Origin of the sequence: Mycobacterium sp. PO1 (assembly GCF_017312405.1) — a bacterium.
Taxonomy (GTDB): Bacteria; Actinomycetota; Actinomycetes; order Mycobacteriales; family Mycobacteriaceae; genus Mycobacterium.
In genome coordinates, this window is sequence record NZ_BLTG01000010.1 from 86,664 (window position 1) to 99,283 (window position 12,620).

Consider the following 12,620-nt stretch of genomic DNA (forward strand, 5'->3'; position numbering starts at 1 on the left):
GTCAACTGCTTTCTGTCTCGGCGCCGGCCAGCGGCGCCCCGTCGCGCAGGTGGGGCGCGAGCACGTTGTCGTACATGTTCAGCGCGCTGGCGATGGCCATGTGCATGTCCAGATACTGATAGGTGCCCAGCCGCCCACCGAACAGCACTTTGGCCTCGGCCGACTCGGCCTTGGCGCGGGCCCGGTAGGCCGCCAGCAGGGCGCGGTCGGCCTCGGTGTTGATCGGATAGTAGGGCTCGTCGTCGTCGGCGGCGAAGCGTGAGTACTCGCGCATGATCACGGTCTTGTCCGTGGGGTAGTCGCGCTCGGGGTGGAAATGCCGGAACTCGTGGATCCGGGTGTAGGGCACGTCGGCGTCGTTGTAGTTCATGACCGGTGTGCCCTGGAAATCACCCGTCGGCAGCACCTCGAGCTCGAAGTCCAGCGTGCGCCACCCCAGCCGGCCTTCGGCGTAGTCGAAGTAGCGGTCCAGGGGGCCGGTGTAGACCACCGGCGCGTCGGGGTTGGCGGCCCGCAACTGGTCACGCACGTCGAACCAGTCGGTGTCGCACCGCACCTCGATGCGCTCGTCGGCGGCCATGTTCTGCAGCCAGGCGGTGTACCCGTCGACCGGCAGGCCCTCGTAGGTGTCGTTGAAATAGCGGTTGTCGAACGTATAGCGCACCGGCAGCCGGGTGATGTTCGAGGCGGGCAGTTCCTTGGGATCGGTCTGCCACTGCTTGGCGGTGTAGTGCTTGACGAACGCCTCGTAGAGCGGGCGGCCGATCAGCGAGATCGCCTTCTCCTCCAGGTTCTGCGCGTCCTCGGTCTCGATCTCCGAAGCCTGCTCGCGGATCAACGCGCGCGCCTCGTCGGGGGTGAAATAGCGGCCGAAGAACTGACTGACCAGCCCCAGCCCCATCGGGAACTGGTAGGCCTGGCCGTTGTAGAGGGCGAACACCCGGTGCTGGTAGCCGGTGAACTCGGTGAACTGGCGCACGTAGTCCCACACCCGCCGGTTGGAGGTGTGGAACAGGTGCGCGCCGTAGCGGTGCACCTCGATACCGGTCTCGGGCTCGGCTTCCGAGTAGGCGTTGCCGCCGAGGTGGGAACGTCGCTCGAGGACCAGGACGCGCTTGTTCAGCTGCGTGGCCGCCCGTTCGGCGATCGTCAGGCCGAAGAAACCGGAGCCGACGACGAAGAGGTCCCAGTGTTGATCGGGCTGGGGCAGAGCTGTCATCGGCAGCAAGGGTATCCGACCGCCGGTGGTGGCCCCGAGTAGGCCGAGCCGCGCAGGTCGCAATTAGCTCACGATTCCGCATCGTCACTCTAGTCACAGCATTCACTTCATTAACATCGAGGTCGTACGAAGATCCAGACGCTCCCCGACGGTCACCGCACCGGTTGGCCGCGGCAGGAGGGCTGCATCTTTACGTCCAGATATTGAGGAGACTTCCGTGCCGAACCGACGTCGACGCCGGCTCTCGACCGCCTTGAGCACAGTCGCCGCGCTGGCAGTCGCGAGTCCAGTGGCCGTCGTGGCCCTGTCCGACATCTCCGAGCGTCAGCCGCAGCACCGCGAGTTCGTCCAGGCCGCCAGCATCACCGACCTGCCCGGCGAGTTGATGAACGCCCTGTCGCAGGGCCTTTCGCAATTCGGCATCAACCTGCCGCCGATGCCGACCGGCCTGCTGACCGGGACCAGCCCGGCACCGACGACGGTGACGCCCGGCCTGGGCACCCCGGGGTTGACTGCGCCCGCGCTGACCACCCCCGGTCTGACCGCACCGACGCTGACCGATCCGGGCCTGGCCAATCCCGCGTTGACCAACCCCGGCCTGACCAGCCCCACCGGTGTCGCCCCCACGCTGACCGACCCTGCGCTGGCCTCTCCGGACCTGACCGCCCCCGGCGGACTGACCACCCCGGGCGTGACGCCGACGCTGACCGATCCGGCGGTGACCGTGCCCGGACTCAGCACACCCCCCGCGTTGACCGACCCGACGCTGGGTGCGGCCCCGATCTCCACCTCGGCACTGCCCGCCACCGGCGAGATCCCGATCTCGGCGCCGGTCGGTCTGGATCCCGCGCTGGGCGCCTACCCGATCCTCGGCGATCCGTCGCTGGCGGCCCCGGTGGCACCGGCCAGTGGGGGCCTGCTCGGTGACCTGACCAGCGCCGCGAACTCCCTCGGCGCCGGTGAGGCGATCGACCTGCTCAAGGGCATCGTGATGCCCGCGATCATGTCTGCGGTCAAGCCACCGGCCGAAGCCGCGGCACCGATCGCCGGGGCGGCCGCCGAGGCCGCCGCACTTCCGGCGGAGGCCGCTGTCACCCCTGGTCTGTAACCGGCACGCGGACAACGAAGTCCTGCCCCCTGACGGCACCGCAGAAGCATCCGCTCTGCGGTGCCGTTGCCGGTCGAAGTTGGTACCCGTTTTTGCCGTGTCGAAACACCAGCACCATCTAGCACATACGTAACATCGCCCTGTGCCGTGCCGCCGACCCGCACCATCGATCCTGTTCACCGCGATAGCGGCGACGGTGATGCTGCTGCCCTGGGCGATCAACGGCATTCCGGAGGACTCCGAGACGCCGGCCGTGGCCGCGCCCACGATGGTCCAGCAACCCCTGGCCGACCTCGGCGGCGGCGAGACGATCCGCGAGATCCACCAGGACACCCCGTTCTCCCTGGTGGCGCTCACCGCCGCGGACCTGACAGCCACCAGCGCGCGGGTGCGCGCCAAGAAGGCCGACGGTTCCTGGGGGCCCTGGTACGAGACCGAACAACTCCAGGGCGTGGGCGCCGATCTGCCCGGCCCCCGCGGCACCGAGCCCGTCTTCGTCGGCCGCACCACCACGGTCCAGATCGCCGTGACCCGACCGGCCGACGCCCCGCAGACCTCGCCCGCCCCGCCCCGCCGCGACGATTCCGGGGACGACCGGCCCGAGCTCGGCTACGTGCCCGCCACCACCGAGCAGCCGTTCGGCCAGAACATCAACGCGGTGCTGATCAGCCCTCCGCAGGCACCCGCCGACCTGGCGCCGTTGCCCAACGCGGCCACTCCGCCGGGACGCCCGCCGGCCATCATCGGTCGAAGCCAATGGGGCGCCGACGAATCGATGCGCTGCGGGCAGCCCCGATATGACGCCCGCATCCAGGCCGGCGTCGTGCACCACACCGCCGGCAGCAACGACTACACGCCGCAGGACTCCGCCGGGATCATCCGGTCGATCTACGAGTACCACACCCGCACGCTGGGCTGGTGCGACATCGCCTACAACGCGATGGTCGACCGATACGGACAGGTCTTCGAAGGCCGCGCCGGCGGGATGGCCCGACCGGTGGAGGGCGCACACACCGGCGGGTTCAACCACAACACCTGGGGCGTGGCGATGCTCGGCGACTTCGAGGTCGACCCGCCCACCCCGATCCAGCTGCGCACCACCGCCCGCCTGCTCGGCTGGGTACTGGGGGTGGCCGGTGTCGATCCGCTCGGGACGGTCGTGCTGCCCTCGGAGGGCGGCTCGTTCACCAAGTTCCCGCTCGGTGCTCCCATCACGCTGCCGACCATCTTCACCCACCGCGATGTCGGCATCACCGAATGCCCGGGCGACGCGGCCTACGCGCTGATGGGGCAGATCCGCGACATCGCCGCCCGGTTCAACGATCCCCCGGGTCCGTCGCAGTTGGCCGAGCAGCTGCGCGGCGGAGCGATCTTCGCCAAATGGGAGGCGCTCGGAGGCAAGGACAGCTACCTCGGTTGGCCAACGTCTCCCGAGGCGTTCGGGCAGGGCACCAGCCGGTATGTCACGTTCGAACGCGGCGCCATGTACTGGTCCCCGGAGACCGGGGCCGAACCGATCACCGGCGAGATCTACACCGTCTGGGGATCGCTGGGCTTCGAGCGTGGCGCGCTGGGGCTGCCGACCAGCTCCGAGATCGCCGAACCGCAGTGGATCGTGCAGAACTTCCAGCACGGCACCCTGAACTTCGATCGCGAGAAGGGCACCGTGGTCCGCGTCCTCGACGGCGTTCCCGTCGAACTGCCGAGCACCGAGTCCGGCTTCGCGCCGATTCAGCTGGAGCGGTTCACCCCGCCGACCAACCCGGCCTGACCGCCGCTCAGGGCCACCACCGCTCCAGAACGCGCGCCACCCCGTCGTCGGCGTTGGTGGCCGTCACCTCGTCGGCCGCCGCGACCGCGTCCGGGTGGGCATTGCCCATCGCCACGCCCAGTCCGGCCCAGCCCAGCATCGGCACGTCGTTGGGCATGTCACCGAACGCGACCACCGCGGCGGCCTCGATACCCTGCGGGCGGGCCACCTCCTCGATCCCGGTGGCCTTGCTGATGCCCAGCGGCACCACCTCGATCAGCCCGTTGTTGGTGGAGTACGTGATGTCGCCCTCGGTGCCGATGTGCTCGAGCAGCGCCGCCGCCATGTCGGCGCTGCGCGCCCCGGCCTTGCGGATGAGCAGCTTGACCGCCGGGGCGCTCAGCAGATCCTCGACCGACACCTCGGTGTTGTCGGGGTTGAGCCAGGCGTGCTCGTAGCCGGGCGAACTGACGAACTGCGGGGTCGCGGCGTCGTGAGCCGAGCGCCCCACCCGTTCCACGGCGAGCCCGGCGCCGGGGATCACCCGCGTGGCGATCTCGGCGAGGCCGGCGAGCGCCTCGGCGGACAACGTGCGCGCCGAGACGATCCTGTCGGCCGACGGGTCGTAGAGCACCGCGCCGTTGGCGCACACCGCCATCGGAGCGAAGCCCAACTGATCCACGATCGGCGTCACCCAGCGCGGCGGCCGGCCGGTGGCCAGCACGAACTGCACCCCCGCCGAGACCGCGGCGTGCACAGCCGACCGGGTCCTGGCAGTGACCTTCTCGTCGTCGTCGAGGAGTGTGCCGTCGACATCGGTGGCGATGAGCTCAGGGGTCATGGGCGCTCGGCCCGCCTGCGTGCCCGCTCCGCGAGCTCCTCGGCGTCGAGGACCTTGGCTTGCTCGGGGGTCGGCGCAGAGCCGCCCAGTCGGCGTGGCACCCAGAACGCTCCCTTCGGCCGGGGATAACCGGCTTGCACATCATGCAGCAGACGCGTCATCTCCGCCCGCAGGGCGGCGTCGAGCGCCTCCACACTGCCCTCAGGCGCCAGCGGATCGCCCACCGCGACGCTGACCGGGGTCTTGGTCCGGCCCAGCGCCCGCGGGTGGTCTTTGGTCCATTTCCGGTGAGCGCCCCAGACGACCAGCGGGACGATCGGCACCTGCGCCTGCAGCGCCATCCGGGCGGCACCGGTCTTGAACTCCTTGAGTTCGAAGCTGCGGCTGATCGTGGCCTCCGGATAGACCCCGACGATCTCACCGTCCCGCAGTGCCTGCACGGCCGCGGCGAACGCTTCGGCCCCGGCCTGCCGGTTGACGGGAATGGTCTTGGTGTGCCGGATCAGCCAGCCGATGACCGACACATCGGCCATCTCGGCCTTGATCATGAACCGCATCCGGCGACCCCGGTTCTCGGCGGCCAGCGCCGCGGGAAGCCAGTCCACGTAGCCGGTGTGGTTGATGGCGATGACCGCACCACCTGACCTGGGCAGGTGGTGCAGCCCGTGGTAGGTGATCCGCGTTCCGGTGGCCCGGACCACCGCGTGGGCCGCGATCTCCAGCGTGCGGAAGACCGGCTCCATGGCGCGCCTAGCCCGGCGCCCCGGTGGAACCGTCACCCGCCTGCGGCGGCTGCGCCCGTCGCGCGGCCTTGGCCGCTGCTTCCTCGGCGTCCATCCGGTTGGCCTCGGCCAGCGACGGCGCCCCGCCGCCCATCCGGTGCGGAACCCAGAACTCGCCGGGCGGGTGCGGGCCGTACGCATCCTGGACCTGCTCGAGCAGGTGCTGCATCCGCGAGTGCAGCAACGCGGTCAATTCCTCTGCCGGCAGTGTCGGCTCGATCGGCTTGCCGACGGCCACCGAGATGGGCACCTTGGGCCGGCGCAGATTCTTCGGGTGCCCCTTCGTCCAGATCCGCTGGGCACCCCAGACGATGTGCGGCACGATCGGCACCCCGGCGGCGATCGCCATCCGCGCGGCCCCGGATTTGAACTGTTTGATCTCGAAGCTGCGGCTGATGGTCGCCTCGGGGTAGACGCCGACCAGCTCACCCTCCTTGAGCATGCGGCACGCCGCTTCGAACGACGCCGCCCCGCTGTCCCGGTCGACCTCGATGTGGCGCAGGCTGCGCATGATCGGCCCGGTGATCTTGTGGTCGAAGACCTCTTTCTTGGCCATGAAACGCACCTTGCGGCCCAGATGCTGCCGGTAGGCGGGCAACCCGGCGAAGGTGAAGTCGAAGTAGCTGGTGTGGTTGATCGCGACCACGGCACCACCGGTGCGCGGCAGGTTCTCCACACCGGTCACGGTGAACGTCAGCCCCTGGGCGCGCCAGACCAACCGGGCCAGCTGGATGACTGTGCCGTATACCGGTTCCACAGCCGCCAGCGTAATCCGACGACCGGCTCACCAGAACGACGGGGCCCATCGGACAGGACTAAGCTGCGATGCGGAGTACGCAGCTGTTCAGACGATCCGCGACAGCGTCGTCGAGGGCGTATCGAAGGGGTATTTGTGCAGGTCACCAGCGTCGGACACGCCGGATTCCGGATCGACACCAAGGCCGGGTCCATCCTGTGCGACCCGTGGGTCAACCCGGCCTACTTCGCGTCGTGGTTCCCGTTCCCCGACAACAGCGGGTTGGAGTGGGCGGCGTTGGGCGACGTCGACTACCTCTACGTCTCCCACCTGCACAAGGATCACTTCGATCCGCAGAACCTGCGTGAGCACGTCAACAAGGACGCTGTGGTGCTGCTCCCCGATTTCCCGGTGCCGGACCTGCGTCGCGAACTGGAGGGACTCGGATTCTCCCGGTTCTTCGAGACCACCGACTCGGTCAAGCACCGGGTGAGCGGACCCAAGGGCGACCTGGACGTGATGATCATCGCGCTGCGCGCCCCGGCCGACGGGCCCATCGGGGACTCGGGACTGGTCGTCGACGACGGCGAGACGGTCGCGTTCAACATGAACGACGCGCGGCCGGTGGACCTCGACGTGCTCCACACCGACTTCGGCCAGATCGACGTGCACATGCTGCAGTACTCCGGAGCCATCTGGTACCCGATGGTCTACGAGATGCCCGCCCGCGCCAAGGAGGCGTTCGGAACACAGAAGCGCCAGCGCCAGATGGACCGCTGCCGCCAGTACATCGCCCAGGTCGGCGCCACGTGGGTGATCCCGTCGGCCGGGCCGCCCTGCTTCCTGGACCCGGACCTGCGCGACCTCAACGACGACCACGGCGACCCCGCCAACATCTTCCCCGACCAGATGGTCTTCCTCGAGGAGATGCGGGCGCACGACCACCACGGCGGGTTGTTGATGATCCCCGGCTCCACCGCCGATTTCCGCGGCGCACAGCTCGATTCGCTCACCCACCCGCTACCTGAGGGCGACGTGGAGGCGATCTTCACCACCGGTAAGGCGGACTACATCGCCGACTACGCCGAGCGGATGGCGCCGGTGCTGGCCGCCGAGAAGGCCCGGTGGGCACCCGCGCAGGGCGAGCCGCTCCTCGAACCGCTGCGCGAGCTGTTCGAGCCGATCATGGTGCAGAGCGATCAGATCTGCGACGGCATCGGATACCCGGTGGAGCTGCGGCTCGACGGTTCCGGCCACTCGGAAACCGTGGTCATCGACTTTCCGAAACGCGCTGTGCGCGAACCCATTGCGGATGAGAAGTTCCGCTACGGTTTCGCGATCGCGCCGGAGCTGGTGCGCACCGTGCTGCGCGACCGCGAACCGGACTGGGTGAACACGATCTTCCTGTCCACCCGATTCACCGCCTGGCGGGTGGGCGGTTACAACGAGTATCTTTACACGTTCTTCAAGTGCCTGACCGACGAACGGATCGCCTACGCCGACGGGTGGTTCGCCGAGGCGCACGACGACAGCGCGTCGATCACGCTGGACGGCTGGGAGATCCAGCGCCGGTGCCCGCACCTGAAAGCCGACCTGTCGAAGTTCGGTGTCGTCGAAGGCACCACGCTGACCTGCAACCTGCACGGGTGGCAGTGGAATCTGACCAACGGACGGTGCCTGACCACCAAGGGCCACGAGTTGCGGTCGGCCAAGGCATGAGCGCGCCCGCGCGGCAGTTCTACGACGACGGCCGGATCCAACTGGATCGGGAGGCGTTGACGTTGCGCCGCTACCACTTTCCGTCCGGCACCTCGAAAGTCATCCCGCTGCGCGACATCCGCAGTTACCGGGCCGAGCCGTTGGGGTTGTTCCTGCAGCGGTTCCGCCTGTGGGGCAGCTCGGATCTGCGCCGCTGGCTGCCGCTGGACATCTACCGGCCGATCAAATCGACGCTGGTGACCTTCGACGTCGCCGGTTCGTTCCCCGACCCGGCGTGTACCCCGGTGCGCCCCAAGGAGTTCCTGGCCCTGCTCGACGATCTGCTGCCGAGTTAAGACCGCCGCGCGCGGTGGATCAGGCCGGCGCCCACGCCCGCCCCGACGGCGACGCTGACCATGACGGCCGACCCCGCCGCGGCACCGATCGCCACCGCTCGATTTTCCGGACGGCCGGCACGCACCGCGTCGCGCGGATCCCACGGGTCGTAGACGACGGCGATCTCGTCACCGACCCCCGGTGCCCCCGGCGCCCACCACCGCACCACGGCCACCGACCGGGACCCGCGATAGTTGGCGAACTCGACCGAGACCGAGGTGACGTCGCTGTCGACGACCCTCGCCTGGGTCGCCAGGCCGTCGCGGTCCAGGTACCGGCCGTAGGCCCACGTCCCGTAACTGAACGCGGCCAGCAGCAGCGCCGCGAACAGCGCTGCGGCGGTGACCGCCCACAGCAGCAGCGCCCAGTACCGCGGCGGCGTCATCGCCCGCGCAGCAGCGTCGCTTCCAGCACGCTCTGCAGTCCCCGCATCGTGGCCTGCCCCGCCGCCGACGCGGTCCGGCGCCACACCCCGGCCGGAGCGGGCACATCGACCTGGACCGGGTCGCCCACCTGCACCACACCGGGACCGGTGACGTCGGCGTAGACCCCGAGAAATCGGTCGGTGGCCTGCGCCAGGCGCCTGGTCAGTGCGCGATCCGGTGGCAGCCCGGGCTGGGCCCGGGTCGGCACCACGCACCGGATCGTCGGATTGGTCACCCGCACCGTCACCGCACCGACGGTGACCTCCGCGCCGACCCAGCCGCTCTCGGGGTAGCCGCCGCCCGGCTGCGTGACGTCCACGAGCACATTCGGCCGGAATCGACGTACGTCGTAGGGCAGGCCCTCACCGGCCAGCGACGCCAGGCTGGTGGTGCTGAGCAGGTGGACCGGGCTGAGATCGACGAATGTCCCCGGCGGGGTGGCGAAGCGGGCCAACGTCAGCATCTGCCTGGTGGAGAACACCGATGTGTCGGGCAGCGCCTCGGTATCCGACAGACCGAAGTCGCTGCGCACCTCGCTGGGCGCGAAACCGGCACGGCTCTGGCGAATCGACAGCCGGTGCAGGCTGACGTCGTCGGCGGCCGGCAGCGACGTCAGCCGCACCTCACGGTCGGCCACCGCGGACAGCGCAGCGTCGACGCCGGGATCGGCGCTGGACACCTCGGTGCCGTCGGGCAGCGTGATGATGACCTCGGGGGCATTGCCCGGTCCGGCGTCAGGTCCGGGTTCGGCGGCGTAGCGCGCCGAACAGCCCAGCAGGGCGGGCACTTTGCGCGCCGACGCAGTGATGTCACGTTCCACGTCGCGGACCGCCCACAGCCGGTCGGCATGCACGCCGCGACGGTCGATGCGGAGCCGGTCGACCGGGGTACCGGCCATCGACTTCACCGGGAAACGCCACAACTGCACCACCGACGCGGTCATGGGCAACCCTAACCGGCTCAGCGCGCCGGGGTCAGCACCTCGGCGCCCACGTAGGGCACCAACGCCGCGGGAACCCGCACGCTGCCGTCGGGCTGCTGGTGGTTCTCCAGGATCGCCACCAGCCAGCGGGTGGTGGCCAGCGTCCCGTTGAGCGTCGCGGCGGTCTGCGGCCTGCCGTTCTCGTCGCGGTAGCGCACCGCCAACCGCCGCGCCTGAAACGTCGTGCAGTTCGACGTGGAGGTCAGCTCGCGATAGGTCTTCTGAGTCGGCACCCAGGCTTCGCAGTCGAACTTCCGCGCCGCCGACGACCCGAGGTCCCCGGCGGCGATGTCGATCACCCGGTAGGGCACCTCGATGTGGGCCAGCATCTGGCGCTGCCACCCCAGCAGCCGCTCGTGCTCGGCCTCGGCCTCCTCGGGACGGCAGTAGACGAAGCCCTCGACCTTGTCGAACTGGTGCACTCGGATGATGCCGCGGGTGTCCTTGCCGTAGCTGCCGGCCTCGCGCCGGAAGCACGACGACCAGCCGGCGTAGCGCTTGGGTCCCGCCGACAGGTCCAGGATCTCGTCGGCGTGGTAGCCGGCCAGCGGGACCTCCGAGGTGCCGACCAGGTAGAGGTCGTCGGCCTCGACGCGGTACACCTCGTCGGCGTGGGCGCCGAGGAACCCGGTGCCGGCCATCACCTCGGGCCGCACCAGCACCGGCGGGATCATCAGCGTGAACCCGTTGTCGACCGCGACGCGCACCGCGAGCTGGAACAGTCCCAGCTGCAGCAGTGCTCCGACACCGGTCAGGAAGTAGAAGCGGGAGCCGGACACCTTCGCACCGCGCTCCATGTCGATCAGCCCGAGCGACTCCCCGAGCTCGAGGTGGTCTTTGGGGTCCGTGATCGCCGGCGGTTCGCCCACCGTGTCGAGCACCACGAAGTCGTCCTCGCCGCCGGCGGGCACACCGTCGATGATGACGTTCGAGATCGCCATGTGCGCCGAGGTGTAGGCGCGCTCGGCCTCGGCCTGCGCCGCCTCGGCCGCCTTCACCTTCTCGGCCAGGTCCTTGGCCGCGGCCAGCAGAGCGGGCCGCTCCTCGGCAGACGCCTTGCCGATCTGCTTGCTCGCCGATTTCTGCTCGGCGCGCAGGTTGTCGGCCGAGGAGATCGCCGCCCGGCGGGTGGCGTCGGCCGCGGCGAGCGCGTCGACGAGACCGGCGTCCTCCCCGCGGGCCTGCTGCGAGGCCCGCACCACATCGGGGTTTTCGCGAAGCACCTTGAGGTCGATCACGGCCAGAACCCTACGGGGTGAGCACCCCGCCCGGCACAACCGCATCACGTTACAACTGCATCTCTTGGCACAGCACCTGACACGCCTGTCACAATGGAGCGCGATGGCGGAGGGACCCGAACACATGCACGACGAATCCGGGGCGAACCACGGACAGGCGCAGGCGCCGAAAGCGCGGTGGTGGCGCAGCCTGCAGGCGGAGTCGACCCGGCGCGCGTTGCTGCTCACCGCGCTCGGCGGACTGCTGATCGCCGGCGTGATCACCGCGCTCCCGCAGTCCGAGCGCAGCAGCGGGCTGACCGCCAACGCGATCTCGCTGGGCCCACGCGGCAACGACACCTTCGATCACGCGAAGGCAGGCGACTGCCTCAGCTGGCCAGAGCGCACCCCCGATGCCGCCGAGATCGTCGACTGCGCCGCCGAGCACCGGTTCGAGGTCGCCGAGTCGGTGGACATGCGCACCTTCCCCGGCAGCGAATACGGCCCCGAGGCGCCCCCGCCGTCCGCGGCGCGCATCCAGCAGATCAGCCAGGAACAGTGCTCGGCGGCGGTGAAGCGTTATCTCGGCCAACGTTTCGACCCCAACAGCCGGTTCACCATCAGCATGCTCTGGTCCGGCGAGAAGGCCTGGCGCACCACCGGGGAGCGCCGGATGTTGTGCGGCCTGCAGTTACCCGGTCCGAACAACCAGCAGCTGACGTTCACCGGCAAGGTCGCCGAGATCGACCAGTCCAAGGTGTGGCCCCCCGGAACCTGTCTGGGCATCGACCCGGCCACCAATCAGCCGACCGACATCCCGGTCGACTGCGCAGCCCCGCACGCGATGGAGGTCACCGGCGCGGTGAACCTCGCCGAGCGTTTCCCCGACGCGCTGCCGCCCGAGCCGGAGCAGGACACGTTCATCAAGGACACCTGCACCAAGATCACCGACGCCTACCTGGCCCCGATCGAGTTGCGCGAGACCACGCTGACCCTGGTGTACAGCACCATCTCGTTGCCGAGCTGGTCGGCGGGTAGCCGCCAGGTCTCCTGCAGCATCGGCGCGACGCTCGGCAACGGTGGCTGGTCCACGCTGCTCAACAGCGCGAAGGGGCCGCTGTTGATCAACGGTCAGCCGCCGGTGCCGCCGCCGGACATCCCGGCCGAGCGGCTCAACCTGCCGCCCATCCCGATCCCCGACGAATCCCCGTCCCAGTCGTCGTCGCAGTCCTCGCAGTCGTCCTCGCAGGGATCTCAGTCGTCGCAGGGGTCCCAGTCCAGCGACAGCCAGAGCGATCAGACCCAGCATCTGCCGCAGCTGGCCACCGGTGGCGGGGCCCCGCAAACCGAGCAGGCTCCCCCGGCCGACGGCCCCGCCCCGAGCGGCAACACGTTCCTCAACGGTCCGCCGCCGCCGCCGCTGCCACCGCCCGGTGACGTCGCGGCGCCCCCGCCCGCCGATGCGC

At 69.7% G+C, this 12,620-nt stretch carries 12 protein-coding genes; 5 read left to right on the top strand and 7 right to left on the bottom strand.

The genetic code is table 11. From position 1 onward, the window contains the following. Position 1: 1 nt before the first annotated feature. Positions 2-1,219 carry a UDP-galactopyranose mutase gene (gene glf, locus J3476_RS04375; RefSeq protein WP_207065306.1) on the bottom strand — a complete coding sequence of 406 codons (1,218 nt, stop codon included), beginning with the start codon at positions 1,217-1,219 and terminating at the stop codon, positions 2-4. 217 nt (positions 1,220-1,436) lie between these two features. Here glf and J3476_RS04380 point away from each other — a divergent pair, with 217 nt between their 5' ends. Together J3476_RS04380 and J3476_RS04385 are read left to right on the top strand one after the other, a co-directional pair. Then, entirely contained in the window at positions 1,437-2,327 is an 891-nt protein-coding gene (locus tag J3476_RS04380; protein WP_207065307.1) for a hypothetical protein, read from the top strand. A 199-nt stretch (positions 2,328-2,526) separates the two neighbouring features. Beyond that, the gene (locus J3476_RS04385) at positions 2,527-4,098 is read left to right on the top strand and encodes an N-acetylmuramoyl-L-alanine amidase (RefSeq protein ID WP_373889021.1); all 1,572 of its coding nucleotides are present in this window, start codon (positions 2,527-2,529) and stop codon (positions 4,096-4,098) included. A 7-nt stretch (positions 4,099-4,105) separates the two neighbouring features. On the opposite strand, the gene J3476_RS04390 is transcribed toward J3476_RS04385, so the two are convergent. The 3 genes from J3476_RS04390 to J3476_RS04400 are packed head-to-tail and all read right to left on the bottom strand — an operon-like array spanning position 4,106 to position 6,457. After that, positions 4,106-4,918, bottom strand: coding sequence for an HAD family hydrolase (locus tag J3476_RS04390; RefSeq protein ID WP_207065309.1), 813 nt, complete (start codon positions 4,916-4,918; stop codon positions 4,106-4,108). Then, positions 4,915-5,661 (bottom strand): 1-acyl-sn-glycerol-3-phosphate acyltransferase, encoded by a 747-nt coding sequence (locus J3476_RS04395; RefSeq protein WP_207065310.1) that lies wholly within the window; start codon positions 5,659-5,661, stop codon positions 4,915-4,917. Before J3476_RS04395 ends, J3476_RS04390 begins: the two co-directional genes overlap by 4 nt. A 7-nt stretch (positions 5,662-5,668) precedes the next feature. Then, on the bottom strand, positions 5,669-6,457 hold the full coding sequence (locus J3476_RS04400; protein WP_207065311.1) for a 1-acyl-sn-glycerol-3-phosphate acyltransferase: 789 nt from the start codon (positions 6,455-6,457) through the stop codon (positions 5,669-5,671). 135 nt (positions 6,458-6,592) lie between these two features. Here J3476_RS04400 and J3476_RS04405 point away from each other — a divergent pair, with 135 nt between their 5' ends. Next, positions 6,593-8,155 carry a Rieske 2Fe-2S domain-containing protein gene (locus J3476_RS04405; RefSeq protein WP_207065312.1) on the top strand — a complete coding sequence of 521 codons (1,563 nt, stop codon included), beginning with the start codon at positions 6,593-6,595 and terminating at the stop codon, positions 8,153-8,155. After that, complete coding sequence (locus tag J3476_RS04410) at positions 8,152-8,490, top strand: hypothetical protein (protein WP_207065313.1); 339 nt, start codon at positions 8,152-8,154, stop codon at positions 8,488-8,490. The genes J3476_RS04405 and J3476_RS04410 overlap by 4 nt, the downstream gene beginning before the upstream one ends. Here the strand turns inward: J3476_RS04410 and J3476_RS04415 are convergent. The 3 genes from J3476_RS04415 to serS are packed head-to-tail and all read right to left on the bottom strand — an operon-like array spanning position 8,487 to position 11,175. After that, positions 8,487-8,915 carry a DUF3592 domain-containing protein gene (locus J3476_RS04415; protein WP_207065314.1) on the bottom strand — a complete coding sequence of 143 codons (429 nt, stop codon included), beginning with the start codon at positions 8,913-8,915 and terminating at the stop codon, positions 8,487-8,489. The genes J3476_RS04410 and J3476_RS04415 overlap by 4 nt on opposite strands. Continuing rightward, entirely contained in the window at positions 8,912-9,898 is a 987-nt protein-coding gene (locus J3476_RS04420; protein WP_207065315.1) for an MOSC domain-containing protein, read from the bottom strand. Before J3476_RS04420 ends, J3476_RS04415 begins: the two co-directional genes overlap by 4 nt. Before the next feature lie 17 nt (positions 9,899-9,915). Further along, positions 9,916-11,175 (bottom strand): serine--tRNA ligase, encoded by a 1,260-nt coding sequence (gene serS / locus J3476_RS04425; RefSeq protein WP_207065316.1) that lies wholly within the window; start codon positions 11,173-11,175, stop codon positions 9,916-9,918. Between the two features lie 124 nt (positions 11,176-11,299). Here serS and J3476_RS04430 point away from each other — a divergent pair. Beyond that, the coding region (locus J3476_RS04430) for a septum formation family protein (RefSeq protein ID WP_207065330.1) at positions 11,300-12,620 on the top strand (1,321 nt) is incomplete at its 3' end.